This is a genomic window from Thermoactinomyces sp. DSM 45891 (assembly GCF_900119485.1).
Lineage (GTDB): Bacteria > Bacillota > Bacilli > Thermoactinomycetales > Thermoactinomycetaceae > Baia.
Genome location: NZ_FPJZ01000039.1, coordinates 1 through 3,509, shown reverse-complemented (window position 1 = coordinate 3,509; position 3,509 = coordinate 1). Strand labels below are relative to the sequence as shown.

Annotated in this window: 2 protein-coding genes; both read left to right on the top strand. The window is 35.9% G+C overall.

The window, feature by feature from the left end:
- Window positions 1-221: 221 nt before the first annotated feature.
- Window positions 222-1,643: a CgeB family protein gene (locus tag BT147_RS14790; RefSeq protein WP_177239871.1), complete on the top strand. Its 1,422-nt coding sequence runs from the start codon at window positions 222-224 to the stop codon at window positions 1,641-1,643.
- A 118-nt stretch (window positions 1,644-1,761) separates the two neighbouring features.
- Window positions 1,762-3,189: a hypothetical protein gene (locus BT147_RS14785; RefSeq protein ID WP_072337067.1), complete on the top strand. Its 1,428-nt coding sequence runs from the start codon at window positions 1,762-1,764 to the stop codon at window positions 3,187-3,189.
- Window positions 3,190-3,509: the final 320 nt, after the last annotated feature.

Here is a 3,509-nt window from a genome sequence, read left to right as displayed (position 1 = left end):
TGGTACTTGGACCGCAGGGTCCTGGAAGAGTAGGACGTCGCCAGGCATACATAATAACAAAAAAGTGCTCAGTGAACTGGGTGCTTTTTTGTTATGTAAAGAATGATAAATATAGGTTTTGATACAAACGTATCTTATGGTAGTGAATAAAGTAATGAAAAATAGTTTATTGTTTTCTGTACAACTGAGTATAGATTTTTTACCCAATGAGGAGGATGGAGATGTCTATACAAGTAAAGAGAACTGGATCCTATCAGATTACAAACTCCAAAAAATCAATCTCCATTAAAGCTCTTCGAAATGATATTAAACACAAAGATAAACAAAACAGACTTTTTGATAAACATGAAAACCAGGTTAATCGAAATGATTTTATGAAGAAAGTAATAGGACAAAAGAATCAGGGGATTGCTGCCTATAAAATTGCAATTTCTTTTCGTAGACATGAGATAAAAGAATATAGGTTTCATGTTAAGAAGATTGTTCGAGAGATGATGAAGAAGTATGAACAAAAAAATAACGCTCGAGTGGACTGGATCGGGGTTTTTCGTGACGGCAAACATCCTTGCTGTAACATTGTCATACGAGGGAGGGATCAGTTAGGTAAGCCTGTTTCTATAAAAAAGAAGAATATAAAACAAATGGAACAAGATGCTATACAAGCGAAAAACAGCCTCTATCAAAACAAACGAATCCTATTTGTAAATACTGGTATACAATTTCCGTATGGGCCGATAGAGCAGTCCATCGCTAAGGCTATAAGTATGATTACCCATCATAACCTTACTATTAACCAAGGGGACGACATACTACGAGTTGTTCAGGAGTTTAAACCAGACTTGGTTATGGTATTACTGGGTCATAATGGATATCTTGCACAGAAAATTTCTTTAATCCGTAAATCGGGAATTAAAACAGCTTTATGGGCCACTGACGATCCATACTTTATCGATCTTTCAAAAGAAGTTGCAACCCATTATGATTATGTGTTTACCATAGATACAGGTTGTATTAGATTTTATCAAAAGATAGGATGTCAAAACGTTTTTCATCTTCCATTGGCAACAGATCCTGAGGTTTTTCGCCCCATGAATGTAGCCCCGTTTTATCAGTCGGATATCTGCTTTGTTGGATCTTTATACGGAGCACGTCGCATTGCTTTTTTTAACTCCATTTCATCGTATCTTCTCACCAAGAATGTACTCCTAGTGGGATTATATTGGGATCAAATTCAAAATTATTCTTTATTACAAAATAAGATTCGACTTGGATGGACACCAGGCGAAGAAGCAGCTCGTTACTACAATGGTGCTAAAATCGTAATCAATCTTCATCGGGAACATAATGAAAATTTAAATTATTTTCAAGTTCCTGCCCTGTCTATCAATAATCGTACATTTGAAGTAGCTAGTTGTGGGTCATTTCAATTAACTGATATTCGACCTGATTTAAATGAATTTTATAAACCAGGATTGGAGATAGAAACATTTAAAGATCCTAATGAATTTGTAAATAAAATTGAATACTATTTAAAAAATGAGAGAGAAAGACAGAGAGTGAAAAGGAACGCATTAAAGAGAACGTTACGGGAGAATACCTATGAGAAGAGATTAAGACAGTTATTGGATATATGCTTTTCATGAATATTTTACTTAGAGTACTCTAGCGATGAGTTAGGGTATTTTTTTATAAAAGAATGATTAGATAGTTTCAAACATAAAGTTAGAATGTTCCAAAATAAAATATGAACGAGGGAGAGATATGGGCGTTGACCTAACTTTGATTCATTGGCTATACCTACTTATGGTGATTGTAATTGTAGTAAGCATGATATATCGAAAGGATACAGCTATCATTTGTACAATTAGTATATTTATTTTAGGTTTAGTCGCGACAGGAGACTTGCTACTTGCAACTAGCTCGATTTTTAGCTCATTTCTTTATACGTTTAATCAATTATTAAGTATCATACTGGTTATTTCAGTAATAGTAGGTATGACTCAAGTTCTGAATATCTCGGGAGTAAATAAAATCCTCGTTACGCCATTTTCAAAGTTGATTCGAAATTATTCTACAGGTTATTGGATTATTGGTATCACCATTATGGTCTTTTCTTGGTTCTTTTGGCCCTCGCCAGCTGTGGCCTTAATCGGGGCATTTTTATTACCAGCTGCCATTAGGGTCGGACTACCCCCTATAGCAGTTGCGATTTCTATGAACCTTTTTGGGCACGGAATCGCACTTTCAGGGGACTATTTGATTCAAGGGACACCTAAGTTAACTTCCGAAGCAGCCAATATCCCGATTGCTGATGTGATGATGGCTAGTGTCCCGTTAGTCATTGTAATGGGCTTGGTAACGACTTTGGTATCCTTCTATCTGATAAGAAGAGATATGAAAAATGGTACTATGACATTTACAACAGGTATTTCCGATCGTTTATATGTAGAAGATCTCCTTCAAAATGAGAAACCTAGGAAACATTTGCCGAAGGCACTCGGACTAGGATGGTCTATTTGTATCGTGCTCTTATTCTCATTAAATGTATGTTCTTTAATTTATGCAGATCTACAAGGAGATGAGGCTACTGCACTTATTTTAGGAACCTCTATTTTTATCTTAATTATCACAAATTTACTTTTTGATCATAAAAAAGCTTTTACGCAAACAACCGAATACTTGGTAAGTGGGTTCCAGTTTGCATTTAGAGTATTTACACCAGTCATTCCGATTGCATCTTTTTTCTATTTGGGAGGAACATTATTTTTAGATATTTTTGGAGAAGTTTTGCCATATGGGTCTCAAGGGATTATTGCTGATTTTGGTGTAGCGATCTCAAAATCAGCAATGGTGACTCCAGAGATGGGGGCTGTTCTTATAACAGCGATTGGAATTGTTTCTGGGCTAGATGGATCTGGTTATTCAGGAATTGCCTTGATTGGTCAACTTTCACACATCTTTGTTGGGGGGATCGAGTGGGGAGTTGCGACGCTGAGTTCGCTGGGGCAAATTGTGGCGATATGGATTGGGGGAGGGACAGTTGTACCTTGGGCCATATTGCCGGCGGCAGCCATCTGTGGAGTGGATCCGATTGAAGTAGCTAGAAGAAATCTAATTCCTGTTATGATCGGATTGATGGTAACGATGTTAGTAGCAATGTTGTTAATAAGATTTCCCATCTTATCTTAAATAAACAATGAGTCCTAGGTAAATAAGAGATGTCTAGGACTCATTGGCAAAATAAAAAGAACTAACACGAAATATGAAAAAATATGTTGACGTTGGTATTTTGGACGTGTTATATTAATCAACGTTGACGTTGCTGATAGTCAAAAACATGCAAGATAAACAGACAAGTAATAACTTGATTAAAATTACTTGTTGACAAGATGAATCAGTAGTGATAAGATGATTTAAGTTTTGCAAATATAGAAATGTGTTCCTTGAAAACTAAAGAGTGAATGAACCAAGACCTGTTTAATTACTTTAAATTGAGCTTAGCTCAAACT